Raw genomic sequence first — 22,390 nt, 5'->3', positions numbered from 1 at the left:
CGAACGTCATTTTCTAAAACTAAATCGGCACAATAGCCGGAGAGTAAGTAAAGGGGGAAGCAACCCTTCGACCGGACAAGGCTGCCTCCCTGGGCGTCATTCCCGCGGATTGTTGGCGGGAATCCATATTCTTTATCTGTGATTAAAAATAGGGACAGACACTTATTTCAATGATCATGCATATTTAATTCATCAATTAATCTAATAATAACACTGGCGTAAGTAATAATGCCGAGTCATAAATAGTGTCAGTCCCTATTTTAGTTCTATTTTCATTTTCTTAATTATGCTCTTAGTGTTAAAGTTCTTCCAAGGCTTTCTCTATTCTCGTTCTTACCTGCTTTGCAATAGCTTCTATGTTTGGGTTTCCGACGAGCTTCAAAGCAGCCTCAGGATTCATCGCCGATACAACTACGGTTCCGTCATCTCTCTCATATACCAAAACATTACAGGGCAGAAGGGTTCCTATTTCTGGTTCCATGTCAATCGCCTTATGAGCAAATTGCGGGTTACACGCGCCAAGGATCTTATATGGTTTTCTATCAAGACCTAATTTTTCTTTAAGCACTTTTTTCGCATCTATTTCTGTAAGGATACCAAATCCCTGTTCTTTCATGGATTCAGTCACTTTTTTTACTGCTTCATCGAAGCTCAATTTAGTCTCACCACCGAATGAATAATTGCTTAATTTTCTTACTTCCATTTGAAACCTCCTCTATTAATGTTTACTTAGAATTCAATATTCTATGCAGAATTAGTGACCCGAGCTCTGCTCCTGTAAAACCTCCAGGATTGGGCGCGGGGTCTTGTCGGTGTTAGAAGGCAAGATCGGGTATTCTACCTGTGGTTGATCTCCAGTCAGTGTTGACAAGAAAGCGGTTATCTTATCAATATCGTCGTCCGTGAGTTCTATGCCCAGCTGTGCTGCCCCCATAATTCCTACCGCCTGCTTCAGACTCCAGACCTTTCCTGAGTGAAAATATGGAGGGGTTAGGTCGATATTTCTCAATGTAGGTACCTTAAATACATATTCGTCCCTAGCGGTCTTGGTAACCATAAATCGCCCCTTGTCATCTGGAGGAAGAATGTCTGCCCCCGGTTTCTCTACGACTCCAAAGGGGAAGTAAGCGCCTCCACCGATGTTGATGCCATTATGGCAACCGGCACAGCCCTTATCCACGAAAAGTTTGAGACCCTCCTTTTCTTTTTCATTAAGAGCTGTGGCATCTCCTTTGAGAAATTTGTCGAAGCGAGAGTTGGGGGTCAAGAGCGTGGCTTCGAATGCCTCGATTGCCTTTACGGTATTATCCAGATTGACCGTGGTTTTCTCCTGCGGAAAAGACCTCTTAAATAATTCTTTATATTCAGGCATGCTGTCTAGTGTTTCAACCAATCTCTTCGGATTGTTACTCATTTCCACGGTTGCCTGAATTGGCCCCTTTGCCTGTTCCTCCAAATCCTTAGCCCTTCCATCCCAAAACTGAGCTATATTGAAAACCGCGTTTAGTACTGTTGGTGCGTTTCGAGGCCCCTTTTGCCATCCATGTCCGGTAGAGGTTTCCTGCAGGTCTACACCGGCTGTTCCTAAATTGTGGCAGGTGTTACAGCTGATCAAATTTGAGGCGGAGAGTCTAGGATCGAAGTAAAGCATTTTGCCTAGCAGAACCTTTTCTTGTGAAATGGGGTTATGTTTAAGTTCTGGAGGTGAATCGGGAATGGGTTTGAAAAGTGCTTGCGCCTTTTTTTGAAGATCGTCCTGAGCCAATACTCCTCGTGGGATTAATAACATAAGGATCGTCAGGGATATGCACGATATGTTTACCATAATATTTCGCATCTGGTCAGCCTCCGTTATTTATTTTTTCTCCAACCGGCCCAGTATGGTATACCATTTTCATCGCGGAGTTTTAGAAGTTCATCGCCTTTTTTCACTTCAGCTGCGATAATTACAGGTTTTCCTTGATACGTTATTCTTGATCCTGTGACCTCAATTTTGTCTTTAGGTTCAATCATTATGTCCTGCCTTTCGATAAACCATCCAGGACCCAGGTGGACGGAGATTGTTTCTCCATCTGTTTTCACGATCAGGTGCACGCCGTATGACATTCCATCCCTCGGGGTAATTTTTTCTAAAGTTACGACTTCACCCAATATAGTTTCCACTGTTTTTGGATCATACATCCTATTATATCCGCTGCCACTTCCCCAGCCTCCACTCCCTTTCCATTTCCCGCCAGGTTGTGCCAGGGATTCAAATGAATAAATCAAGCTGATTAACGTTAATATCGATATCAAAAATCTCAATTTGAACATATTAGTTGCCTCCTACTCTAAATCATCATAAACTTGGCTACTCTCTCGTCAGTATTGTTAACCTGACACAGTATCTATTTTATTTATCTTTGTGTTTTGAATCAGTCTGTATCTTCTTCATGTTCTCCTTGGGTAGATATGGATTGGTTATTGAATGTGTTGGAACGTATCTCTGGATGATTTATCCTTCCTCCGAGATTTGATGTCCACGCAATCATACCTCCTCCCACAATGAGACCAATCAAGGTTACAGGTATTAACCACCCTCCCAACTTTTGGGAATACCTCTTTATTATAAGGGTCATGAGTGCCAGCGCTCCCACGACTTCCATAAAGAAAAAGGCTTTCTCAGACATTTCTTCATGTTGTTTAATCAAATTTTCGGAAATTCCCAGTAGTTCCTCTACTACTTCCTCGGCCGGTTCCCCGGTCAAGTAGGCCGGAATAGCCCACAAGGCGACAATGATCGTAAATATTAGGGAAATATTGATCAGTTCTTTGCTGTTTCTGATTAATGCAATGATGAAAAGCAAAATTGTAAAGCCAACACCGATAAGTGGGATATGGTTTAGAATAAGATGAATATGGGCCCAATTCATTTATATGTTCCTCCTTATTATTTTCTCAATTTATCCATCTGGTGGTTTCTGCAAGTTATATGCCATCGAATGTTTACATGCTTGGGGAAGTCGTTATGTAAAAATGCCTTGATTGTAATACGGAGGTATCGGATCCCGATTGCTGACACCGAGTCAAAAACCAAGGATATCGATGGGAGACTGATGATTATAAAATACGATATTCACTTACGTTAGGAGCTTTGGATTCATAGCTTAGTGCAAGCTGAAGACATAAAAAGGCAGTTTTTGGTATTTTATCCATAGTCGGGATTTTCTTATGATTGAGATATGCAGATCGGATGTGAGCGTATTGATTAGGTTTTGAGTTAGATAGATATAAGGATAAGTATACCGAATCAAAATCCCATACTAGACGAAGGCCGGGCTAGATTATTTGTCGTCAATGATGGACTACCTCGACATCAATACCCTTATCTTTTAGTTTTGAATCAAGTTTATCATAGTCACAGTTTATTACCCAGAAATAGTAAAGAAGATTATCCTCAGATGCAGAGGTGAATGATACTACCTTCTCAGAGTAGACTTGAAGGAGTCTTATTACCTCAAATAAATCTACCCCCTTTGACATTTTTAATTGTATTCTTTCTGGTCCCTCGTGAAATCTTAACAGGTTTATTAAACCATCTAAAATATCTGTCACAGTTATTATTCCCACTATCTTATCATCCTTGGATATTACGGGAAGAGCATTAATTTTCCGGTTTCGTATTATCTGTGCCGCTGACTCGACTGTCGCCTCCTCTGAAATTGTGATGGGCTGGGGAGTCATAACTGATTCAATCGCCAGATTGGGTTGATTTAGGACCCCTCTCAGATCCCTTTCAGTTATTACGCCGACGAGTAAATCATTCTTAATCACAGGAAGCTGCCTAAATCCATGTTTTTTTAACAGATGCAAAGCAAAATTAACCTCCTCCGATGGTTTTATGGAGATCGGATCGGGGGTCATGCAATTTTTTACATACATATTTTCAACCTCCTCTTTGACGCGGATTGTGCCTTAAGTTATTAAAGATTTTATGGTTAATCTGTATATAAACTAGGCAAAAATAATGCCAGTGCAAGCGATGTTTGCTTTTTGGGGGAAAGGATTGATAAGAGTTGTAATATGTATTAAATTTGGACGGTTCAAATATCTTTAATTTGATGGAAATATAGAAATTATTTGTCGGACAACACGGATATACCAGGTAGTTCATCCCCACCAAGAAAAACAAGTGAAGCCCCTCCACCGGTTGACACAAAGTCAACTTCCGTCTCAAGAACCTCTGCCTTTCTTAGGGCGGCAATCGTATCTCCTCCTCCAACAACTGTGTTTGCCCCCCTCCAGTAGGCAAGTGAAAGCGCCCTAGCAACATCGATAGTTCCATGAGAGAATTCGTCCTTTTCGAATAACCCCATTGGACCATTCCAAAAAATTGTTCCTTCTCCAGACAAGATCTCGTGAGTATAGATTGAAGCAGTTCTTTGGCCAATATCATAGCCTATGAACCCTTCCGGTATTTCTCCATCAATCGATCTGGACTTACCCTTTTTCTGAGCACTTGGTGCTATGACGTGATCTTCTGGAAGATAAATTTTATCCCCGTGTTTTGTCACGACCTCTTTAGCCCAATCTCTGAAGTCTGTCTCGATTGGAGAATCCCCAACAGAGATTCCTTTCGATGCGAGAAATGTGTATGCAACTCCTCCGCCAATGAGCACCTTGTCTGCTTTCATTATTAAATTTTTGAGGGCGCTTATCTTGTCCTTTATCTTTGCTCCACCCACAATCACAATAAACGGACGGAAAGGATTATCCCTTATCTTACCAAGTACGTCGAGTTCCTTTTCGACCAGCAGACCGGCCAATCGATAATTAAAATAGGATGCCATCCCATATGTTGAAGCATGGCTCCTGTGTGAGGTGCTGAAGGCGTCATTGACATATATGTCGGCAAAAGAAGCCAGTTCTTTACTAAAACCCGGATCATTAGCCTCCTCCTCCTTATGAAATCTAAGGTTTTCAAGTAGCAGGACCTCCCCTTGTTCGAGCCTGGTTACTGAGTATTTGACTTCCGACCCGACACAGTCCTCAACAAATTTTACTTCATTAACCTTTAGGACGGCTGAAAGCCTCTCGGCGATAGGTCTTAACGACAGTTTCTGATTGACTTTTCCCTTTGGCCTTCCAAGATGAGATGCAAGGATGACGGCTGCTCCTTTTCTGGCCAAATATTCAATCGTTGGAATCGACCTTCTGATTCTATAGTCCTCACTCACCTTTCCTTTTTCTACAGGTACATTGAAATCAACCCTTACAAATATCTTCTTTCCTTTGTAATCATCGTCCGGCAAGTCCGTTATAGTCATTTTCATTGTGCGAATTCTCCTGATAGTTGACGTTTACAATAAACAATAATACCCTCAACCGAAGTATGAAGTATACTGAAACCTGTATTCAATTATCAAAAATTGTACCAAAACTTAATTCAGAATCCTTAAGGCAGGTAAGAAGCTTAAACTAGACGATGGAGTTTTGAATTAATTAAACGTCTATTAAGATTTTATAAAAGCCTTTTTATGTCCTCTAGAAGTTCATCAGGATTAAATTCTGATCCTTTATAGTGTTTCCTTATTCTGCCATTCTTGTCTGCTAGACTAATCCGATCCCTGTGGGATATTAAGTATGACTGTTCCCCGTTGCCACTCGAATCGACTGGATCCTTGATCGCTTCCATGCCGGCTACCTTCAAAGTTGCATTAACTGCATTCTCATCCCCTGTTAGGAAGACCCAATTATCTAAGTCTAGGTTCATCATCGCGGCATGGTGTCTTAACACCTCGGGCGTGTCCCTCTCAGGGTCAAACGATATTGAAATAAAATAGACCCTATCCTGAAGCCCGCTTTTCTTTATCTGTTCTTTAAAGACATTCATCTTCTTACTTATGATATGACAAATATCGGGGCAGTTAGTGTAAATATAAGCAACTACCAAGACCTTTCCCCTGACTTCGGAAAGGGAAAAATCTCTCCCATTCTGGTCTATCAATGTAACATCAGGGAATTCCCCTTTTACGGGTAAGTCAGGAGTGCATGATAATAATGATAATAATAGTATAGAAATTAGAAATGTAATTCGTACCATTAAGGTTCCTCCCACTTGGTAAATTAGATTAGCGAAATTGAATTATTTCTTTAAAATAATGCCCATAATTTATATCATTTCAATTTACATCTCAATTCTGTGAACTTATTGAATTTTCTAGTCGCGAGGAGTTCATTTGTTATAACTCCAAAGTATTTCGATATTAATAAAGGCAAGATCTACACCATATGAGTAACATAAGTTCTCCAATACATGTTTATGACATCTGTCGACTGTACGAATATCGTACATGTAGCATCAATTTTAGTTTAATCATTTTTAACCCTAATACTCTGGACCTTCAACGAATATGCGGGAATTTAATTCGAATGCTGCCCGATACGTCAAACAGTAAAATGATTTTCTAAGTTCTTTCACTAAAAGCATATTAATAGAATTTGTTTGAAATTTATTTGGTCTATCATTTGCAATAACAAACAGGTGGGCTTAGTTGTGTTACTCTTCTAAGGTGATAAGGTTTTTAGTTATATTGATGATTAAGAAATCAAGCATGAGGTGATAACATGAAAATGAAGGCAACGATATTCAAAGGAAAAAATAGCATAGGTCTCGAAGAACGAAAAATTCCAAAAGCTGGACCGGGGGAGGCAATTGTTAAGGTAACCCTTACGACAATTTGTGGTACTGATGTTCATATAGTGAGAGGGGAATATCCAGTTAGGGAAGGTCAGATAATAGGACACGAGCCAGTGGGGGTTATTCATGAATTGGGTGGAGGGGTTTTGGGTTACCAGAAAGGCGAGAGAGTCGCAGTAAACGCAATTACTCCCTGCGGTGTCTGTAATTACTGTCTTTCAGCAAACTGGGCGCAGTGCGGTGGCTTTCTGGGAGGTTGGAAGTTAGGCAATACCATCGACGGGTGTCAAGCGGAATATGTGAGAATTCCAAATGCCATGGCTAACCTCGCCCCAATACCTGAAGGGCTATCCGACGAAGATGTGCTTTTTACCACGGACATATTCTCGACAGGCCTTTCGGGTGCGGAAAGTGCTGACATTCAGGTTGGCGATATAGTAGCTGTTTATGGCCAGGGTCCGATTGGTCTCTCAGCCACTGCGGGTGCCAGGCTCAAGGGTGCATCTCTAATTATTGTGATTGATACTGTCCCCGAGAGATTGAAAATGGCGGAAAATATGGGTGCAGACATATTGATCGATTTCAAAAAGTCTGATCCAGTTAAAGAGATCATGAAAATCACTGATAACAGAGGTGTAGACGTGGCAATCGAAGCGATTGGTCTTCAGCAGAGTTTCGAGAATTGTGTTAAGTCCACACGCGTTGGAGGGACGATCTCCAGTCTAGGTGTTTATCCGGCAGAACTCGGGAATATCGGCGTCCCTTTAAAGGAATTTGGGTATGGTATTGCGGATAAAAGGGTAGTTTCAACTTTATGTCCGGGTGGAAAAGAGAGAATGAGGAGGCTGATGGATCTGGTTAAAAGCGAAAGGGTAAACCTTAGACAGCTCATTACGCACAGGTTCAGACTAGACGAGATAGAAGAAGCATATAGGATATTTTCGAATCAACTGGACGGCGTGCTTAAGGTCGCGATAGAGCCTTGAAATTCAGATACAACTATTAGTAAGTGTAGCTTAATTCTAGTACAGGGAGTGTTAAGACTTTGAAAATAAATAAGATACTCTGGGCAACTGATGGATCGAAAGTATCTCAGGATGCTTTGAGCTGGGCAAAGCTCTTTGCCAAGACTCTTGGTGCTGAAATCATAGGAATTCATGTATTAAAACCAATCGATAAAAAGATTTATGAGATTGCCGGCCGGAAGCTAGATATGAAAAGCCTAGTGGAAAGAGAATCAGGTAATTGGTCCAATCAATTTGACGAAATTTGTACGGTATTAAAAAAAGAGAAATTAAGGTTCAAACACTCGGTTATGGAACATCATAAGCCTTATGAAATGATTATACAGGTCGCCGATCAAGAAAAAGCATGCCTCATTGTAATGGGAAAGAGGGGGCTTGGTCTTAAGGATAAAACCTTAGTCGGAAGCAATACCCTGAAGGTTTTACAGGGGTCACGCGTGCCAGTCCTAGCCGTAAAAGAAAAAAAAACAAAAACCTTACCGAAGATAAAAAAGATATTAGTCCCGCTCGATATATCTGAAAAATTCAGCTCGGCTTTAGACTATGCTCTTTCTTTAGGTGAGCAATTGGGAGCAGCAGTTACCGTAATATACGTTGAACAACTTTTTTCATACCCTTACGAATTTCCGATTACCATATTGAATGAAATGAGGGATATGTACGATAAACAACTTGAAAAGAGGGTGGAAGAGGTCTCTACGCAATTCGAAAATAAGATAAGAATGAAGCATAAGGTTGTGGAAGCGATTACACCTTTCCTGGGAATTATAAGGTTTGCAGAAAGGGAGAAATCGGACCTTATAATCATGAATACTCATGGCAGAAAGGGTTTAAAGAAGCTATTCTTGGGTAGCGTCGCGGAAAAAGTCATTTATGAGGCACCTTGTTCGATATTGGCGTTGAGACCTTGATTCAAACATAAACATGGCCCATTTGTTTTATTACTCCAATTCTACCGGTGCTTTTGAAGCTATCTCCAGCAAATCACGAGCCTTCTTCAGGGCGATATCTATTACAGTTTTTTCATCGTCTTTATGATTTGTTATATTTACTATCACTCTAATTGATTTAAACCGACCTTTTACATCCTCATCTTTTTCCATGTAGCCAAGGGTTACTTCGTAAGCATCTCTGCCTGAATTGTACTCAGTGTCTATTATATATAGAGATCCAAATTCAGACATTTTCCCTCGCAGCTACTGAGGTATTTGGTGTTGTAAAACTCAAAGTCTTTTCTTTACCGAAGCAACCTTGCTCTTCATCGTGACCGATTTATCACGGCGGTCATCTATTGTAACTGTAGTAACCACCCTTGTGATTCCCTTACCAAATACCGATTTGTGCATCTTGCTTGCTACTCTAAAGACATCTGATATTTCAGCTTCGATGAGGGTCCCCATTGGACTTATTTCGTATTTCATGCCCTCTTTATCCAAAACCCTTATCGCCTGGGCAATCCAATCACCTATACTAGCTGTGGGAGTACCAAGGGGAATAACACTGATTTCTGCTAATGCCATATCTTAACCTCCGATCTTTTTATAATCCTAGCTATAATATTTTAAGCAATAAAGATGCCAACCCAAAATCAGATATTTTAGAAAAGGGGTTTTAAACCAGATAACCGACGTCTTAGATTCGAATATAAGCATTGGATTAATTAATATTGAATTTAAGCTTGGCATGAAATTTGCTCCTAAAATACTTTATTATTGGTGGAGGGTTAAGGATATTATTTCTCAAAAAATTTTTCAAAGGAATTATGCTAGCATTTTGTTGAACCAAAAAAAAGGAAAGGAGGGTCCTCAATGAGAAGTTTGGAGCTTTCAAAAGAGGAAAAGGATACCCTGATCGATGTTCTAGGCAGTTATATATCCGATTTACGTATGCAGATTGCTGATACCGACAGTTCTTTCTTTAGAGAAGGACTAAAAACTAAAAAAATGATTCTAATTGGGATACTGGACAGGTTAAATAATTTAGATAAGTAGAAGAGTAATTCAAATGGGTAAAAAAACCGACCTCGTACACTTCCGACAGTTTTTCATTTATTAATACTCAGCAGAGGATAAGCAGGGGTAATAACTCACAGTATAATCGAGGCCTTTATGAGAAAAAGATAAATATTAAGATGTAAGCAAGAGATTTTAGACGAAGTGAACATTGCTCAGAAATGAGTTGGGAGATTTTTAAGGTATATGGCCAATTAAGACCAGGATACCACTCGGAGATTTAAGAACTTTTAAGATGAAGAGTAATCCAGACCCCTTAGAAGTTGTGAAGAAGGTTTTATGGAACGGTAAGGTTGGTTTAAGCGAACTTAAAATGATCAGCATAACCGTTTCTTGGCTTCGGGCTGGCTTAAACAGGAGTGGGAAAGGGTTCGAAAATAAGAACAAGTAAAAAGTTTTTGTTGTCATTCATGATGTCAAAAGACAATTTACTCGGAATAGATTAAGAATATATTTAAGATTTATCGATTAAGAGAAAATGAGAATATTTATAATTATAGCATTATCCACTATCGTGATCATAATTAATTTCGTTAGAGCTGAAGAAGAAAACGGATCTAAAGTCATTGCAGCGCAGCAGTTTTGTTCTGAAATTATGGCAAGTGACGAATCATACAACAAATTAAAAGGAAAAGAATTTGTTATTCGTGGGATCGTATCATCGATTGGCGATAAAAGAAAAGCCTTCCTGGGAAATAGGATAAATTCCGTTGTTGACCTAATAATTTCGCCAGAAATAAAAAAAGATCCTTATGGCAGAAAGATTGAAACGCCGACAACCTGTCTAATTTCTTCGCAGATTAAGGTGCCCGGAGAGGAGTGTGAGTTTAAAAACGGAAAATATGAATGCAGAGATATTACAGATCCAAAACTTGAAGATAACAAGAAAACGGTGTTAAAACTAAGTGAAGGTGAGGTAATCACTGTACGAGGAATATTGGAGGGGAAATCCGCACTTCACCAATATGCCTTGGACGATAGGAAACGACAAATACTGAACATTTTACTTTCCGATAGTGAAATAATAGAGATCAAGGGTGGGAAGAGTCTTCCGTAGCCGATTATCATCTAGGTCAAAGTTGAGTCCAGTGGTAAATTTGCTGATATGCAACTTACTCCAACTCAAGGAAGGATTGCAGTAGTATGCTTAACGATTTGTTTTGTAAGTTTTTTACGATCGAATATTCTCTGAAATCAACTCTATCACTCCTCTTCTTACCATCATGATTCCTATAGCTGCGAGTAGTATACTCATGATTTTTGCAAAAGCCCGCGCCCCGCTCTCTCCAATAATTGATAGGATAAAATCGGCTTTTAAAAGGGCAATACCTAGGATCAAGAGATTCAATCCAAATGCGACCAGAGTTGAGATAAACCCTTGGGTATCCACGAGTATAATGAGTGTTGTTAGGAGTGCTGGTCCAACTATGAGGGGAGTACCAATAGGAAAGACTCCCAAAGAGGTACGATATCTTTTCTTGATAGGTTGAGTTTCTTCTCTTAACAGTTCCAAGATAGAAAAGGTAAATAGGAGTAATCCGCCTGCAATCGCAAAATCAGAAAAGGTAATTCCCAGAATTTTAAATATGATTTTTCCGGTGAATACAAAGATTATACCAATGACACAAGCTGTAAGGATTGACTGCCTTGCGACTTTTTTCCTTTCCTCGTGATCTAGTCCTGTTGTTAGAGAAAGATACATAGGGATGATCCCTATCGGATCTATTGCGACAAAAAGAGGAATTAAACTTAGTATTAAGGATGTTATCATTTATGTTGGTTGGTAACGCAACCGCTTTTATTTCCTAAATGCTAAAGATATAAAGAATATAATATTAAAGAAGCCATTGCTAGAAAACCAAGATAAGATAATTTTATGTATGAAATAAAAAAAAGAAAATGAATGTATCAATGCGATTAGATAACGTATTCAGATTAAAGGGTTTTTGTTGAATAAATATGAAACTTTTATTTTTTAGAAAGGTATTAAATATCCTTCTGGTTACAAATGGAATGATACTTTTGGCGGGCGCAATGCTCGGTCCGATATATGCACTTTTTGTTGAAGAGGTTGGGGGTGATCTCCTTGATGCAAGTTTAGCAGGTGTAGCCTTTGCCATAGCAGCCGGTGTTACAACCCTTATATCGGGCAGGTTTACAGATAAGGTTAAGAATAGAGAATTAATAGTTGTGCTCGGATATATGATAATGGGGGTGGGTTATATCTTGTACACGAAGGTAAATTCAGTTTTGTTCCTTCTGGTTGTCCAAGTGGTCATAGGTCTTGGGGAAGCCGTTTATGCACCTGCGTTTGATGTCGTGTATTCCACACATCTTGAGGGTCGAAAAACAGGCAAACAATGGGGTGCGTTGGAATCATTGTATTATTTTACGGCAGCAGGGGGTGCCTTAATCGGGGGACTCATAGTTACAAAGTTTGGTTTTAAAACTCTCTTTGTAATAATGTCGGTGCTTTGTTTCGCCAGTGCATTTTACGTTTACAGATTGCCAAGAAAAAAAGTTGATTGAATATGAAATGAAATGCCTTTGTGAGATATCTCTGGCGAGTCCCGTCTTATGAGGAGAAAGTTGAAATCGCTGAACGTAGGGGCATATGACATATTGATATAGTAGGTCATAACGTAACTGAGCAAGTTAATGCGGATATCGGCAGATACTTTTGTATGCACACGATTCAACGACGAACCATAACATTGATAAAGTATTACCTTTGGGTGGAGCCTGGTACTATATCAATTGTCCTTCCGGATGTCGATCTAAACAGCACCACTCCAAATGACTGCGGGGCGTTTTTAGAATCTATATATGACGGTTAAAATTGTGTTGTACCGATTTATACAAGACACACGTATTTGGATTAGAAGGTTATCATAAATCAAGGTTTGAACTATAGACACGATGTAAAGCGAGCTCTACAGGGTAATTGGCACGACATTTGCCACATAAGTCATATAAAGCGGTCGGAAACGTATTAGTATTTATGGGTAAAATAAGGTTATTCGTGATAATAATGCCACGTAAGCAATCTCGATCAAAAACAATTTACATTGAAGTGCATATTTAATCGTTTTAATTGAAAGGAGTTAGGCAATTAATTTTTTCATTTTGTTTGCTATAAGTCATAAACGAGTCTTAAGCTATAGTCTATGGGGGTGACCGACTGTCATTAAATGATATACACCAAATACGAAGTTAGAAAGGAGGTAAAGTGTGAATATAGAATTGATAGGAAAGGGAATTGACATATCCGAGGATCTAAAAAGTTACACTGAAAATAAGCTTTCTTCATTTAATAGCCATTTGAAGGAAGTTGGTGAGGGGGAGGTGGAAGCGATAGTAACGTTTAACGTGGAAAAGCATAGACAGCGTCATCGTGTTGATATTGATGTCTATCTAAAAACACCCGGAGGCGGCGCCTTGCATGCCTGGGAAGAAAGCAACGATATTTATATGTCACTAGAGTTTGCTATTGATGATATTGAGAGACAACTTACCAGATTAAAAGAAAGGCGTATCGAACAGAGGAAAGGGATAGCTCGTGAAAAAGAAAAGGGTCTTAAGGAGGTATTTCAATCAAGTCCATCTGATCTCATAACCGAGGAGAAACTTTCTATAGCGAAACCACTCACTGTAGAAGAGGCTTTGATGTTACTTGAGGACGAGGGGAGATTTTTCCTAATTTTTAATAATGCAGAAACAGGGGGGTTGGGGGTTATTTACAGAAAGAAAAGCGGGAAATACGGTCTAGTTTCACCCTAAAGGAAATGAATAATTGAGATTGTAATTTAGGTGGGACTTTTGAATTTTAAACAATATTTCCTCATTATAATCGGTGAAATTGACAAGATATAATAAAATTAGCAGGATCAAATGTTGATCTTAATTTGAGGGTTAAGAAGATGAATGAAGGTGTTAAACTCGAAAAAATAAACGATTTCCTCTGGGAAATCCCCAAAAAAGGAGGGATGAAAGTCCCAGGAAGGGTTTATGCAACTGAGAAAATGCTTGGCTCCATAAAAGAAGATAAAGCGCTTGAACAAGTTATAAACGTTGCCCATCTCCCTGGGATTCAGAAATACTCCATTGCGATGCCAGATATCCATTGGGGATACGGATTTCCAATAGGTGGAGTTGCGGCTATGGATATTGAAGAGGGTGTGATATCGCCTGGGGGAGTGGGCTACGATATTAATTGCGGCGTAAGACTTATGAGGACAAATTTAACTGAAGATGAGGTTAGACCGAAATTAAGAGAACTAGTTACGGAACTTTTCAGACAGGTACCCTGCGGAGTAGGAATAGGTGGAAAGGTTAAACTTTCAATAAATGATTATCAATCTATTATCAGCAAAGGGGTAAAATGGGCAATCGAGAGAGGATGGGGGACAGAGGATGATCTAGAAAGGATAGAAGATCGAGGAACTTTTCCCGGGGGGGATTTAGATTCAGTCAGCAAGAAAGCTATTGAAAGAGGGAAAGATCAGATCGGGACACTAGGTTCTGGAAATCATTTTCTCGAAGTCGATATTGTAGATCAGGTTTTCAATCCAGCAATAGCGGATGCATTCGGACTTTTTAAAGACCAGGTATGCGTCCTCATTCATTGTGGCTCCAGAGGATTCGGACATCAAATCTGCTCCGATTATATTGACATAATGCTTTCATATATGAGGAAGGAGAATATTAATTTACCAGACAAACAACTGGCGTGTGCGCATATTAAATCAAAAGAGGGAAGGGAATATCTCAGTGCTTTTTCTGCGGCGGTAAATTTTGCATGGACGAATAGGCAACTTATCCTGTCTTTTGTTCGGGATGCGTTCTACGAAGTTTTCCTTATAGGTCCAAAGGAACTTGGGGGAGAGCTTGTATACGATGTGAGTCATAACATCGCCAAGTTCGAAGAACATAAGGTCAATGGAGAAACCAAGATGTTATGCGTCCATAGAAAGGGGGCGACAAGAGCGCTTCCAAAGGGACACAAGTTAATACCTGAGATTTATAGAGATGTTGGTCAGCCTGTATTTATCCCGGGTGATATGGGAAGAGCTTCATTCGTGCTAGTTGGTACAGAAGCCGCTCTGGCGGAAACGTTTGGATCGAGCTGCCATGGAGCAGGGCGAGTGCTTTCCAGGAGAAAAGCCGTAAAGACAGCAAAGGGTAGAAATCTTATAGGAGAGCTCGAAGAGAAGGGGATAATCGTCATGGCTCGGGGGCGACGGACCGTACTTGAGGAAATGCCCGAGGCTTATAAGGACGTTGAAGATGTGGTAAACGTCGTTCACAATGCGGGGATTGCAAAGAAGGTTGCGAGGCTAAGGCCAATAGGGGTTATAAAGGGATGAAGAGAGAGACATGGAGTTATCGCAAAACGCCATCAAGGTTTTAGAATCGCGTTACTTACGAAGGGATAACAATAGAAGGATTATAGAATCGCCCGAAAGGCTTTTTCAAAGAGTTGCCAAAAGCATTGCTCAGGCCGAGAACCTCTTTGGTAACAAGAATGGAGTCGGGTATTGGGAAGATGAGTTCTTTAGGCTACTTACATCTTTTGACTTCCTCCCAAATTCGCCAACCCTGATGAATGCAGGGACCAATTTAGGGCAATTGAGTGCCTGTTTTGTTCTGCCGGTAGAAGACACGATTGAAGATATTTTTGAATCGGTAAAAGCTATGGCACTCATACAAAGGACAGGAGGAGGAACAGGCTTCTCGTTCTCTAGACTCCGCCCTAAGTCCGATTTTGTTTCCTCCACAGGAGGTGAGTCCTCTGGCCCAGTATCCTTTATGAAAATATTTGATTGTGCGACGGAAAACATAAAACAGGGAGGAAAAAGAAGAGGGGCAAATATGGGGGTCCTAAGGGTGGATCATCCGGATATCATCGAGTTTGTTAATTCAAAGCTTGAGGATGGTGTTCTCAGAAATTTCAATTTATCTGTTGGTGTCACAGACGCTTTTATGGATGCATTAAGAAAGGATGGAGACTATGAGCTAATCAATCCAAATACCAATAAGGTTACAGGTAAATTAAAAGCCAAATATGTTTTTGATACTATTTGCAAAGCTGCCTGGAGTTGTGGCGATCCTGGACTACTCTTCTTGGACACTATAAATAAAAAACATCCACTCAGGTATTTAGGAGAGATTGAAGCAACAAACCCATGCGGTGAATTGCCTTTACTTCCCTATGAAAGTTGCAATCTGGCATCTATAAACTTATCACACATGACCGAAGATAGTGGACGTAATACAAGAATCTCTTGGAAGAAAATCAGAAAAACAGTGCACGCAGTAACGCGATTTTTAGATAATGCAATAGAGGTTAATAAATTTCCACTTTCCCAAGTCGAAGAAATAACGAAGAAAAATAGGAAGATTGGCTTGGGACTAATGGGATTTGCAGAGATGCTGATCAACCTGAGTATATCGTATGATTCAGTTGAAGCTATTAACATAGCTGAGAAGGTCATGTCGTTCATAAGTAGTGAAGCTATACATGCATCCATTAAGCTTGCGGAAGAAAGGGGTTGCTATCCGAATTGGAGGAAGAGCTCTTATGCCAAAGAAGGAAGAAAGATGAGGAATGCAACCGTATCATCTATTGCCCCGACCGGGACTATCAGTATCATTGCAGGGACTTCGGCGAGTATTGAACCATTATTTGCAATAGCTTACAGGAGAAGTCATATTCTAGAAAATCAGACATTTAGTGAGATGAATCCTATATTTCTGGAACATATAAAGAGAATGGGAATATATAGCACTGAGCTCATTGAAGATCTTATCGTGGCCGGGAACCTTAAGCATCTAGAAGCAATTCCGGACATGGTCAAGAGGATTTTTATTACAGCTTTAGAGATTCCTTATGAGCAACATATCCGGGTACAAGCGGCATTCCAGAAGTATGTGGACAATAGCGTTTCTAAAACTATAAATTTAACCGAGGATTCTAAAGTGGAAGATGTTAGAAATGCCTTTCTTCTGTCATATAGACTTGGTTGTAAGGGAGTGACTATATTTCGTCAGGGCTCAAAGAAGGAACAGGTATTGCAGCTAGGAATAGACGAGGAGCCTTTTGAGAAAGAGCACTTCTCAAAATGTGATCCTCAGGCCTGCAAGTTGTGAAAATAGAATTCAGGGGGAGGTCTTTCCTACTGATATAGAAAACTTCGTAAAATTGTTCCAGACTCAGAGTTAGCTAGCTTTTTGAAAGCTCCCTTTTCAATCTGCCTTATACGTTCACGTGTAACGTTAAATATCTTTCCGATCTCATCCAATGTGTGTGGAGTTTGATGGCCTATTCCGAATCTTGAACTTATAATCCTCCGTTCTCTATCAGAAAGTTTTGACATTGATTCATTTAATCTTTCAATTAGTTCGGTGTTTGTAGTGAAGTGATCAGGGGCAGGCAAGCTGTCATCTTGGGTTATGTCAAGTATGGTGGTTGTTTCGTCATTAGATAATGGAGAATCAAGATGAAAAACTTTTGTATCTATTCCGTCTAAAATTAAATTTACAGCTTCTACCGCTGTTCGTGTTCTCTGGGCAATTTCTTCGGATAAAGGGGTTCTCCCTGTTTCTCTCTGAATAGTTGATATTGTCCTATATATTTTGTTTTTTTGTTCGAGTATGTATACTGGGATCTTAATTGTCCTTGTCTGCTCATATACTGCGCGAATTAATGCTTGATGTATCCACCACGACGCATAGGTTGAAAATCTATTACCTCTTTTGTAATCAAACCTTTCAACTGCCTTTATCAAACCAATGTTACCTTCTTGAATGAGGTCCAATAGTTGATGTCGATGGCTCCTGTACTTATTTGCCATAGCAAAAACCAATTTTAAATTTGCTTTTATAAACCTTTCCTTTAATTGTCTTGCTTTTTGAGAGTACAACATTATTAAACATTTCAGGGTTATTATCCGCTTCGTAAATCCTTTTTTTGGTAACCTTTCAACAGTTGATTCTAAATGCCTTATTTTTTCCTCACATATCCTTATTTGTGCTGAGACTTCTATCTCTTCCTTTTGTGTAAAGAGATGTTGCTGCCCTATTTCATTGCAATAAGCATTTATCAGTTCGTATTCTTTCTCGGATGTGAGGGGTCTTCTTTTGCTTTTTCTAATTTGAGATTTAGAATCTTCATGCCCAGAATGAAACTCGTTAGTATCATCGTATTCTTTGTAGTGTTCAATTTCATTGGATGAAGTCGTGCCATTGTATAATATAAATTTGAAATGCTCATCTACTCCTAAATTTGATCCCTCTGAAAATGAGTTTTCAGTGTTCATTATCCTCATCCTGTACCAACTTTGTCTTGTCTGAATTGATTTTAATGACCAATGGTACGAATAGGTGCAAATATCATGCCACCCAAGCCAATAGGGGCGCATAAACCTAGTTTAAATTTTTGGGAAAATATTGGGTTAGATTTTGTCGGGACTCTTCTTGAATTTCCGGTTAATTGTGCAGACCCGTAAGGGAATTTAGACTGTCATTGAGGTCTAGAAGTAATTTTGAAACTTGGCTAATTCTATTAGAGTTTTTTAAGCGATGCTCGTTAGATCTTCAATCTGCTCTTTGCTAACCTTTGATCTTTTACTCAAGACGTCGTCAACCTCTTTTAATAATTCATATGGGTTGCTGGACTTTACAATATAGCTATCTGCAAGCCAGGAGGTGTAGTCGTCCTGATATGAGGCAAAGGCAGTGCATAATACCACCGGGATATTTGAGAACTCTTTTGCTATTCCTTGGAGTATATTAAGACCACTTTCAAGTCTGAGCTTTATGTCCAGCACGACCAGGTTAATTTCTTCATTATTTAAAATATAAAAAGTTTCTTTACCGGACTCTGCTTCCAACACCTCGTAGCCCTTTTCGGAAAATAACTGATTATATAAAAACCTTATATTGGGATCATCATCTACTACTAATATTTTCTTCATTTCCCACCTCCGTCCCTAAAATGGGCAATTTGAATTACCCTCTACCCTCCTCTACTAAATAGGATGCAGGAAATTTAACATTATTTCCAGCTTTATATGAAAAAATATCCCATTTCAAAGTTATTTAATGCTTAACATCCCTTAATTAAATCTAAATATTTAAAAATATTTTTTGTATCTCTAAAATTTCCGATAACAAATATCGGCCGGGAGGTTCATTTTTAATCTATTCGGAGAAAGTACCTACGGTAGGTTTGACCAAGTTCTCAAAATCGCTGTAGCTTATCTTTATGACATCGGTATGTGTCCCTGCATTAAATGCGATCTCTTTATCCTCAGAAAGTGCTGATGCAACATAAACAGGTAGGTTATAGAGATTACCAAATGGTGGCATAGCGCCTACTTCACAGTCGGGGAAAAGACCTTTGAACTCATCCTCCTGTGCCAATCTTATCTCGTTGCTGCCGACTACATTTTTCAATTGATCAAAATTAACCTTTCGTGATGCTGGTAAGACTACCATTGCAAAACCATCATTCACTCTAACAATTACTGTTTTAGCCAGCTCCTTGCCAGGGATATGAACCGATGCTGCAATCTCTTGCGCTGTGTAAGCTCGGGAATGTGTAATCTTGACGTACTTAATATTATTTTCATCTAAATAATCTTTCAGCCTTCTTAAGACTCCCATTTTCTCTATTGTCCTTTTGCAATAAATTATATTAGCAAATGTTTCAATAGTATTTTAAGCAAATTTCATACCAAAATAAAATAGGTAAATTCCTCGTAATATGGAAAGTTTGGTAGGTATGATTTTTAAATAGACTGTCTTATGTCAGTGATTCTGACAATAGTAGAGTAGATTCACTTAATGCTAAGCCGCACTGATTTCTTCGAGGGTCTCGAAATGGAGTAGAGTCTTTATACCTTTTTGGCTTTCGATTTCCAATACCTCATCTCTATCATCATCTCCTATCTTCACATAGACCCTTTTGACGCCAATGATTGTGTGTGTGAGATGAGTTGCTCCGGCGCTGAGCCCTCCCAGCATTATTTCTACTCTTGGGGCATCATCCCCTTTCTTCTCAAGGTCGATGCCCTTTAGTGGTAAACCGTGCTCTTGTGTTTGCGCTCCCATCTCATCGAAAACTTCTAAACGGGTTGGCCGTGATATGTTGTTGGTTGTAAACACTTTAAAAAAGCTCTCTAGCTGATCAAGCTCAATGTCTCGTTCCATTTGTTTCCTCTCTATATTTCTTAGTGTTCTAACATATTATAATTTGTCATACTAATTTGTGAAGTTAGCTATATCAGTGACTTTCAAGGCCTTACTGTGAAATTATGGACCAAAGAAAGGATGTTGCTATAAAGGTGATTTTTCGTCCTTAGTTGCATGGAGTCTTTTAGTATTTAGTGTAGCTGGCATATAAACTTGAATTTACAGATCGGGATATAGGTGGTTAATAGCATTATAAAAATGACTAAACGATAATTTTGCCATATTAAACCGTTTTTTTAAGGAGTTTGGCGGGATATTTCTGTTACTTGTTTAGAAAACTCTTGAGTACATCCCCTAGCTCTGATTGGGCTATCTTCTCAAGAGCAGCCTTTTCTATTTGTCTTATTCGTTCTCGTGTCAGGTCAAATCTCCTTCCTATTTCGTCTAATGTATATGTGCTTTTCTGATCTATACCAAATCTTAGGCAAACTATCTCCTTTTCCCTGTCGGTAAGGAATGTTAAGGCGTCTTTAAGGCTCTGCTTTAGGGATGCAGTAGCCAATGCAGAATCGGGTGCATGAGATCCCTCGTCAGAAACGAAATCTAGTAGTGTAGTTTTCTCACCATTAAGTATAGGTGAATCGAGACTTGTAGCATCGTTTGCTGCCTTCAATATTCCCTTGACCAGTTCGATAGAAAGCCCTGCTTTCTTTGAAATCTCTTCGGGGAGGGGTTTTCGCCCCATTTCTTTATGAAGCGCAGCATATATACCGTATACCTTTTTTGATTGCTCCAGTAGATAAACGGGTATTCTTATAGTCCTTCCCTGTTCGTGTTGAGCCCGGGAAGCTCCTTGGAGAATCCACCATGAAGCGTATGTCGAAAACTTGTAGCCCTTGGTATGATCGAATTTATCTACTGCCTTCATCAGCCCTATATTTCCTTCCTGGATTAAATCTGAAAGCGGCAGTCCCCTACCAATGTATTTTTGTACCAAAGTGACAACCAATCTCAGATTAGCCTTCACAAACCTGCTTTTAAGGGTTTTAGCTTTATCACTATAAACCTTCATCAAAGCATTTAACACTTTGAGTCGCATTAGTCGTAAGTCTCTCAGTTTATTTCTATGTCCGTTATTCTTGACATTGCCGTTTATCTTTTTTGAGTATTTTTCTATTACAGCCCTTATATCCTTTGCCTTTTTCTCGCATTTTTTAATCTTTGCGGAAACCTCTATTTCTTCTTTCGCGGTTAGGAGTGGTTCATTGGCCATATCTCTGAAATATGTATAGAGAAGCCTTAATTGTTCTTGAGGAGTCCAAGGCTCTTCTTCTGCTTCTGAGGTTTCTAGCTCTTTTGATTCAATCTCAGATTCTGATACTTCAAAGTCCAAAACCTGTTCGTCCTCGAGGTCAAAGGAATTATAACTGTCCTCGTCTTGGATAAAGCCTCCAAATTCGTTCAGATCAGGTAATGTTTCTTGAAAGTTTATTTTTTTCGTTTCCATATGCAGCTCAAGTGATCAAATTTGTAATTGTCTGTAGCATAAAATCTCTTAATAACTATGGTTTCCCAAAGCATCTTGGATAGTTAAATCTAGGAGGATTATATTCAACCGGAATGCTACTTGCCCCACTTATGATCACTTAATAGTACAATTGTAATCATTATTTTTTATTATTTCAAGTCTTTGTAAAACTTAATTGAGATTTTGAGCCCTAAAACGGTTTTTTGGTTATGTGATTTGGTATATGCATAATAACATTAAATATAAAATAATTGTTTAAAGTAGGTTAGTTATCAACGCATCTTGGCCCTTTCTCTAAATATCCTGCTCCTTAATATTTGTTGAACAACCTGCTGAAGATTATTTATAGAGATGGATATGTAAAATACGGCTAGATGAAATAAGCCGACTAATTTTCTTAAACATAAGGTTCTTGTATTATCTCAAAACTAAGCGTTGAATCCATTAAATGCTTAACTTTTCTAAATAATTGAAAGAAACGAATGATCGATTGCCATTTTTATGAAACTGGGTCGATATCTTAGCAAGCTGTAAACGCTTATTTATTGAAATAGGAGAAAAAGGTATTATATATAATATACTGCATTTTAAATAGTTGGACTAAGAAAGTGTTTACATAATGTGAGTATTATCGTGTATGGTACTCGACTCTTAAATGCGAACTAAAAATTATTAGTTGATATATTTGTTAACTGCTTCAAGTATGTTGAGGAGAAATTATGACTGACTTAAATAATGTTAATGATGATAGGAAAGAGCATAAGAGAATTATTCCCCTTTTACCTCTAAGAGATGTAGTTATCTTCCCGTTTATGGTAGCGCCGCTTTTTGTGGGTCGTGAGAAGTCTATACGCGCGCTGGAAGAGGCGATGAAAAAGGATAAGGAGATCCTTCTCGCTGCTCAAAAGGATGCAAACACAAACGATCCTAAAGAAGAGGATATTCACAGGAT

25 protein-coding genes are annotated in these 22,390 nt (G+C 39.1%); 10 read left to right on the top strand and 15 right to left on the bottom strand.

What is annotated here, in order from left to right:
- Positions 1–298: 298 nt before the first annotated feature.
- The 7 genes from VGA95_14095 to VGA95_14065 form a co-directional block, all read right to left on the bottom strand.
- Entirely contained in the window at positions 299–703 is a 405-nt protein-coding gene (locus tag VGA95_14095) for a DUF302 domain-containing protein (GenBank protein HEX9667673.1), read from the bottom strand.
- Positions 704–754: 51 nt separating this feature from the next.
- Complete coding sequence (locus VGA95_14090; GenBank protein ID HEX9667672.1) at positions 755–1,837, bottom strand: cytochrome-c peroxidase; 1,083 nt, start codon at positions 1,835–1,837, stop codon at positions 755–757.
- 14 nt (positions 1,838–1,851) lie between these two features.
- The gene (locus tag VGA95_14085; GenBank protein ID HEX9667671.1) at positions 1,852–2,313 is read right to left on the bottom strand and encodes a DNA-binding protein; all 462 of its coding nucleotides are present in this window, start codon (positions 2,311–2,313) and stop codon (positions 1,852–1,854) included.
- A gap of 101 nt (positions 2,314–2,414) precedes the next feature.
- A complete protein-coding gene (locus VGA95_14080; protein ID HEX9667670.1) occupies positions 2,415–2,912 on the bottom strand; it encodes a hypothetical protein in 498 nt (165 codons plus the stop codon).
- Positions 2,913–3,333: 421 nt separating this feature from the next.
- Positions 3,334–3,921: a CBS domain-containing protein gene (locus VGA95_14075; protein HEX9667669.1), complete on the bottom strand. Its 588-nt coding sequence runs from the start codon at positions 3,919–3,921 to the stop codon at positions 3,334–3,336.
- A gap of 194 nt (positions 3,922–4,115) precedes the next feature.
- The gene (locus VGA95_14070; protein HEX9667668.1) at positions 4,116–5,312 is read right to left on the bottom strand and encodes a phosphoglycerate kinase; all 1,197 of its coding nucleotides are present in this window, start codon (positions 5,310–5,312) and stop codon (positions 4,116–4,118) included.
- A 188-nt stretch (positions 5,313–5,500) separates the two neighbouring features.
- Positions 5,501–6,082, bottom strand: a complete 582-nt coding sequence (locus VGA95_14065) for an SCO family protein (protein ID HEX9667667.1) — start codon at positions 6,080–6,082, stop codon at positions 5,501–5,503.
- Positions 6,083–6,606: 524 nt separating this feature from the next.
- On the opposite strand from VGA95_14065, the gene VGA95_14060 reads away from it, so the two are divergent.
- A complete protein-coding gene (locus VGA95_14060; GenBank protein HEX9667666.1) occupies positions 6,607–7,665 on the top strand; it encodes an alcohol dehydrogenase catalytic domain-containing protein in 1,059 nt (352 codons plus the stop codon).
- 59 nt (positions 7,666–7,724) lie between these two features.
- Positions 7,725–8,615: a universal stress protein gene (locus VGA95_14055; protein HEX9667665.1), complete on the top strand. Its 891-nt coding sequence runs from the start codon at positions 7,725–7,727 to the stop codon at positions 8,613–8,615.
- Positions 8,616–8,645: 30 nt separating this feature from the next.
- Here the strand turns inward: VGA95_14055 and VGA95_14050 are convergent, their stop codons facing one another.
- Both VGA95_14050 and VGA95_14045 read right to left on the bottom strand, forming a co-directional pair.
- Complete coding sequence (locus tag VGA95_14050; protein HEX9667664.1) at positions 8,646–8,888, bottom strand: hypothetical protein; 243 nt, start codon at positions 8,886–8,888, stop codon at positions 8,646–8,648.
- A gap of 39 nt (positions 8,889–8,927) precedes the next feature.
- The gene (locus tag VGA95_14045) at positions 8,928–9,224 is read right to left on the bottom strand and encodes an MTH1187 family thiamine-binding protein (protein ID HEX9667663.1); all 297 of its coding nucleotides are present in this window, start codon (positions 9,222–9,224) and stop codon (positions 8,928–8,930) included.
- A gap of 288 nt (positions 9,225–9,512) precedes the next feature.
- On the opposite strand from VGA95_14045, the gene VGA95_14040 reads away from it, so the two are divergent.
- Positions 9,513–9,695: a hypothetical protein gene (locus VGA95_14040; GenBank protein HEX9667662.1), complete on the top strand. Its 183-nt coding sequence runs from the start codon at positions 9,513–9,515 to the stop codon at positions 9,693–9,695.
- Positions 9,696–10,194: 499 nt separating this feature from the next.
- Positions 10,195–10,773, top strand: a complete 579-nt coding sequence (locus VGA95_14035) for a hypothetical protein (protein ID HEX9667661.1) — start codon at positions 10,195–10,197, stop codon at positions 10,771–10,773.
- A gap of 114 nt (positions 10,774–10,887) precedes the next feature.
- On the opposite strand, the gene VGA95_14030 is transcribed toward VGA95_14035, so the two are convergent.
- Complete coding sequence (locus tag VGA95_14030) at positions 10,888–11,487, bottom strand: MarC family protein (protein HEX9667660.1); 600 nt, start codon at positions 11,485–11,487, stop codon at positions 10,888–10,890.
- Between the two features lie 188 nt (positions 11,488–11,675).
- Here VGA95_14030 and VGA95_14025 point away from each other — a divergent pair, with 188 nt between their 5' ends.
- The 5 genes from VGA95_14025 to VGA95_14005 all read left to right on the top strand — a co-directional run bounded on the left by VGA95_14025 (position 11,676) and on the right by VGA95_14005 (position 16,865).
- A complete protein-coding gene (locus VGA95_14025) occupies positions 11,676–12,245 on the top strand; it encodes an MFS transporter (protein ID HEX9667659.1) in 570 nt (189 codons plus the stop codon).
- 155 nt (positions 12,246–12,400) lie between these two features.
- A complete protein-coding gene (locus VGA95_14020; GenBank protein ID HEX9667658.1) occupies positions 12,401–12,553 on the top strand; it encodes a hypothetical protein in 153 nt (50 codons plus the stop codon).
- 394 nt (positions 12,554–12,947) lie between these two features.
- A complete protein-coding gene (gene raiA, locus VGA95_14015; GenBank protein ID HEX9667657.1) occupies positions 12,948–13,496 on the top strand; it encodes a ribosome-associated translation inhibitor RaiA in 549 nt (182 codons plus the stop codon).
- Positions 13,497–13,636: 140 nt separating this feature from the next.
- Positions 13,637–15,082 (top strand): RtcB family protein, encoded by a 1,446-nt coding sequence (locus VGA95_14010; protein HEX9667656.1) that lies wholly within the window; start codon positions 13,637–13,639, stop codon positions 15,080–15,082.
- A gap of 10 nt (positions 15,083–15,092) precedes the next feature.
- The gene (locus VGA95_14005; GenBank protein ID HEX9667655.1) at positions 15,093–16,865 is read left to right on the top strand and encodes an adenosylcobalamin-dependent ribonucleoside-diphosphate reductase; all 1,773 of its coding nucleotides are present in this window, start codon (positions 15,093–15,095) and stop codon (positions 16,863–16,865) included.
- 26 nt (positions 16,866–16,891) lie between these two features.
- Here VGA95_14005 and VGA95_14000 read toward each other — a convergent pair whose 3' ends face one another.
- The 5 genes from VGA95_14000 to VGA95_13980 all read right to left on the bottom strand — a co-directional run bounded on the left by VGA95_14000 (position 16,892) and on the right by VGA95_13980 (position 21,417).
- Complete coding sequence (locus VGA95_14000) at positions 16,892–18,034, bottom strand: RNA polymerase sigma factor RpoD/SigA (GenBank protein ID HEX9667654.1); 1,143 nt, start codon at positions 18,032–18,034, stop codon at positions 16,892–16,894.
- Positions 18,035–18,289: 255 nt separating this feature from the next.
- On the bottom strand, positions 18,290–18,691 hold the full coding sequence (locus VGA95_13995; protein HEX9667653.1) for a response regulator: 402 nt from the start codon (positions 18,689–18,691) through the stop codon (positions 18,290–18,292).
- A 226-nt stretch (positions 18,692–18,917) separates the two neighbouring features.
- Entirely contained in the window at positions 18,918–19,382 is a 465-nt protein-coding gene (locus VGA95_13990) for a YbaK/EbsC family protein (protein HEX9667652.1), read from the bottom strand.
- Between the two features lie 183 nt (positions 19,383–19,565).
- The gene (locus VGA95_13985) at positions 19,566–19,928 is read right to left on the bottom strand and encodes a DUF5335 family protein (GenBank protein HEX9667651.1); all 363 of its coding nucleotides are present in this window, start codon (positions 19,926–19,928) and stop codon (positions 19,566–19,568) included.
- A gap of 304 nt (positions 19,929–20,232) precedes the next feature.
- Entirely contained in the window at positions 20,233–21,417 is a 1,185-nt protein-coding gene (locus VGA95_13980; protein ID HEX9667650.1) for a sigma-70 family RNA polymerase sigma factor, read from the bottom strand.
- A gap of 740 nt (positions 21,418–22,157) precedes the next feature.
- Between VGA95_13980 and VGA95_13975 the strand changes: the two genes are divergently transcribed.
- The coding region (locus VGA95_13975) for an LON peptidase substrate-binding domain-containing protein (protein ID HEX9667649.1) at positions 22,158–22,390 on the top strand (233 nt) is incomplete at its 3' end.

It is taken from the genome of Thermodesulfobacteriota bacterium (genome assembly GCA_036397855.1).
GTDB lineage: Bacteria > Desulfobacterota_D > UBA1144 > Nemesobacterales > CSP1-2 > DASWID01.
This window is presented reverse-complemented; position numbering and strand designations above follow the sequence as displayed.

What these genes read in the sequence shown, in the direction of transcription:
- VGA95_14095 (HEX9667673.1), bottom strand. Translation starts at nt 703, where the DNA reads ATGGAAGTAAGAAAATTAAGCAATTATTCATTCGGTGGTGAGACTAAA.
- VGA95_14090 (HEX9667672.1), bottom strand. Translation starts at nt 1,837, where the DNA reads ATGCGAAATATTATGGTAAACATATCGTGCATATCCCTGACGATCCTT.
- VGA95_14085 (HEX9667671.1), bottom strand. Translation starts at nt 2,313, where the DNA reads ATGTTCAAATTGAGATTTTTGATATCGATATTAACGTTAATCAGCTTG.
- VGA95_14080 (HEX9667670.1), bottom strand. Translation starts at nt 2,912, where the DNA reads ATGAATTGGGCCCATATTCATCTTATTCTAAACCATATCCCACTTATC.
- VGA95_14075 (HEX9667669.1), bottom strand. Translation starts at nt 3,921, where the DNA reads ATGTATGTAAAAAATTGCATGACCCCCGATCCGATCTCCATAAAACCA.
- VGA95_14070 (HEX9667668.1), bottom strand. Translation starts at nt 5,312, where the DNA reads ATGAAAATGACTATAACGGACTTGCCGGACGATGATTACAAAGGAAAG.
- VGA95_14065 (HEX9667667.1), bottom strand. Translation starts at nt 6,082, where the DNA reads ATGGTACGAATTACATTTCTAATTTCTATACTATTATTATCATTATTA.
- VGA95_14060 (HEX9667666.1), top strand. Translation starts at nt 6,607, where the DNA reads ATGAAAATGAAGGCAACGATATTCAAAGGAAAAAATAGCATAGGTCTC.
- VGA95_14050 (HEX9667664.1), bottom strand. Translation starts at nt 8,888, where the DNA reads ATGTCTGAATTTGGATCTCTATATATAATAGACACTGAGTACAATTCA.
- VGA95_14045 (HEX9667663.1), bottom strand. Translation starts at nt 9,224, where the DNA reads ATGGCATTAGCAGAAATCAGTGTTATTCCCCTTGGTACTCCCACAGCT.
- VGA95_14040 (HEX9667662.1), top strand. Translation starts at nt 9,513, where the DNA reads ATGAGAAGTTTGGAGCTTTCAAAAGAGGAAAAGGATACCCTGATCGAT.
- VGA95_14035 (HEX9667661.1), top strand. Translation starts at nt 10,195, where the DNA reads ATGAGAATATTTATAATTATAGCATTATCCACTATCGTGATCATAATT.
- VGA95_14030 (HEX9667660.1), bottom strand. Translation starts at nt 11,487, where the DNA reads ATGATAACATCCTTAATACTAAGTTTAATTCCTCTTTTTGTCGCAATA.
- VGA95_14025 (HEX9667659.1), top strand. Translation starts at nt 11,676, where the DNA reads ATGAAACTTTTATTTTTTAGAAAGGTATTAAATATCCTTCTGGTTACA.
- VGA95_14020 (HEX9667658.1), top strand. Translation starts at nt 12,401, where the DNA reads ATGCACACGATTCAACGACGAACCATAACATTGATAAAGTATTACCTT.
- VGA95_14010 (HEX9667656.1), top strand. Translation starts at nt 13,637, where the DNA reads ATGAATGAAGGTGTTAAACTCGAAAAAATAAACGATTTCCTCTGGGAA.
- VGA95_14005 (HEX9667655.1), top strand. Translation starts at nt 15,093, where the DNA reads ATGGAGTTATCGCAAAACGCCATCAAGGTTTTAGAATCGCGTTACTTA.
- VGA95_14000 (HEX9667654.1), bottom strand. Translation starts at nt 18,034, where the DNA reads ATGAACACTGAAAACTCATTTTCAGAGGGATCAAATTTAGGAGTAGAT.
- VGA95_13995 (HEX9667653.1), bottom strand. Translation starts at nt 18,691, where the DNA reads ATGAAGAAAATATTAGTAGTAGATGATGATCCCAATATAAGGTTTTTA.
- VGA95_13990 (HEX9667652.1), bottom strand. Translation starts at nt 19,382, where the DNA reads ATGGGAGTCTTAAGAAGGCTGAAAGATTATTTAGATGAAAATAATATT.
- VGA95_13985 (HEX9667651.1), bottom strand. Translation starts at nt 19,928, where the DNA reads ATGGAACGAGACATTGAGCTTGATCAGCTAGAGAGCTTTTTTAAAGTG.
- VGA95_13980 (HEX9667650.1), bottom strand. Translation starts at nt 21,417, where the DNA reads ATGGAAACGAAAAAAATAAACTTTCAAGAAACATTACCTGATCTGAAC.